Here is a 2339-nt window from a genome sequence, read left to right as displayed (position 1 = left end):
GTTGGTCATACTCAAAAGTGACCAAGGTGACCGCAGGATCAGAATTGATTTTATGGGAAATGGAGGTCAATAGACCTGCATTGTTGTAAGCATAGTTTTTGGTAATGGTTTGGGTTCCCGGGGTAGTGAGTTGGGAAATGGTCTCGATAGGCTTGTTTTCAAAGTCAAATCGGGTAGATGCCCGGATAGTGCCTCCCAAGTGATGGTCCTCATGGGTCTGAATCAAGCGCCCCAAATCATCGTAATATATAGCTGTTTCATACAGGGTATTGTTGTCTAAGTTCCGAACCAGTTTACCTGTCAACAATCCGTGGGTTTTGGTCGTCTGATCATGGTAAGGAGTATTTGGCTTGGAATAGGTCAGCGCCCCCTTCCTGAAACTGTAATGATCAAAATAGTTAACGGTCAGCACTTCTCCCTCTCCCCCGTCTACGGCTCTGGGAAATCCTCCGGCATTGGTCGTCCCCGTTTTACCTGAGGTCGCGTTGATCACTGCATTGTTACTTGCCAAGGTGTTGACCGTAGTCTGTAGGGAAGCACGGGTGGAAGAATTGGTTACCAATCCGGTCATGACTTCCCTTCCCAAAGCATCATACTTGGTGTAAAGCCACTTACCCTGACCTGCAAGATTGGCATCCCGATAGGCCACTAAGCGATCCTGAAGGTCATAGACCATTTCTTCAGTGCCTTTGTCCGGAAGTTTTTTGGTAATTTGCCGGCCACGTTCATCATAGGTATAGAGGTAATAGAGGCCGTCCCGGATGGTGGTTGATGTCGAACTTTGGCTATTAGAGATGATTTCAAAAACTGCCTTGGGAGGCATCACTACCCGCAAGCGTCCAAACGAATCATAAACATAATAATTGGAAAGCCAGCCTGTATGGGTGATCCCGGGAGTCGCTGCATCCTGGACTTTCTTCAAAATCAATCTTCCCAACTTGTCTTTATACTCAATCACCCGCCGGAGATCTTCATCCAAAACTTCCGTCTTAGTCAGGGTTCCCGTGGCGAAATTGGCTGATGTTACCGGTAAACCGGATCCATCCAGAGTCCAGATTCGCACCTCTTCGGTTGCCGTATTGGTCATCTCATTGATTTGGATATCCTTGCCGGTCCAGGCGGTTCCAGGAACACCCTGTTTGATCACGCGGTTTAAAGGGGAGGATTCGAACGTCTTGTCAGCGTAGCCCTTGGAATCACTGTAGGCAGTGGTATAGTAGGTCGAGTTTAGGGAAGCCGCATTGGTCCGGAATTTTCCTTTGGTCCCAGAGTCGTTATTTGGGAAAGGCAAATAGTCCCGATACTGCCTTCCAAAGGCATCGAAAGCCAGGGTACCGATCACATCCGAACCATCCGATGAAGCTGAGAGTTGGACAGTCTGCACAGCCCTTCCCAATCCATCGTGGTAATTGGTTGATTTATAGGACACCTTCTGGGCAGAACTCCGAAGGGAGAAGGCATTGGTCAGCGTATCCCTTGAAGTAAATTCCCTGACCCAATTAAGGTTTTCAGGATAAAAGTAAACCCAGACAGGCACCTTGGTCGTGAGGCAACCGGTGGACGTGTGGTGAAACGCCAGATAAAACAACCGGGAAGCTGTAAGTATAGGGGTACTGAAAATCTGGCTGCTGGACATCAAAGACACCCCGTCCGAATCATACCAGCGATAAGTAAAACCGGACGGGGCGACGCTTGCGGTCAAGTTTACCGAATTACTTGAAGTAAGTGTCTCCGATGCTGCAGAAGGAATAACCGTTGTGCAAACAGAGGAGGACACCACCTGAGCATAGCTGGTAGCTATAAGTCCTACAGCAAAAATTAGGGTAAAAAATGATTTCATGAGCCAAGACGTTTAAGAAACAATACATTAAATTCTTCTTTTTCCTTCTTCAAAGGTTTCCACATTTGCCCTTTCTCCCGGTAGGTGATCTCATAGGTGCTGGATTCCTCTTTAAAAACGAGAGTCAATGCCATGGCAGCTTCATCAAAAGACCAAGTGCCTTCTTGTTCCTGTAGAACTCCATTTTCAACCCATGCCTTTAAATAGGTTTTGTCTTCCCTGAGGTGGCAAATCCAGGATTCAGTCTTCTTCCAGAATTTCTTTTCTTCTGCAACACCCTCTTCATCAGATTTGAATTTTTTGGTAGACGGTCCTTCCACTTTTTGACTGGGAAGGTCAAATTTCCAGATGCCCAACATTTTTTGTTCTCCTTTGGAAAGTGTATCTACTTGAGTAGGTTCTTGAGAGAAAAAAAAAAAAAAACACGAGCAGCCGCGGTAAGGTCGGAACAGCACACGGCTGAGATGCAGTCACGAGCATACCACCTCGTATGTAAGAT

At 46.8% G+C, this 2339-nt stretch carries 2 protein-coding genes; both read right to left on the bottom strand.

The annotated features are described in order from the left end of the window. Nucleotides 1–1840, bottom strand: a 1840-nt coding sequence (locus DDT91_RS20385) for a DUF6443 domain-containing protein (RefSeq protein WP_222718701.1), incomplete at its 3' end; no start/stop codon positions are given. Beyond that, a complete protein-coding gene (locus DDT91_RS20380; RefSeq protein WP_187178046.1) occupies nucleotides 1837–2199 on the bottom strand; it encodes a hypothetical protein in 363 nt (120 codons plus the stop codon). The genes DDT91_RS20385 and DDT91_RS20380, both read right to left, overlap by 4 nt. Between the last annotated feature and the right edge of the window lie 140 nt (nucleotides 2200–2339).

Origin of the sequence: Algoriphagus sp. AK58 (genome assembly GCF_014324365.1) — a bacterium.
Lineage (GTDB): Bacteria > Bacteroidota > Bacteroidia > Cytophagales > Cyclobacteriaceae > Algoriphagus.
Note: the sequence above shows the minus strand (reverse complement) of the source record. Positions and strands in the feature narration are given on the sequence as shown.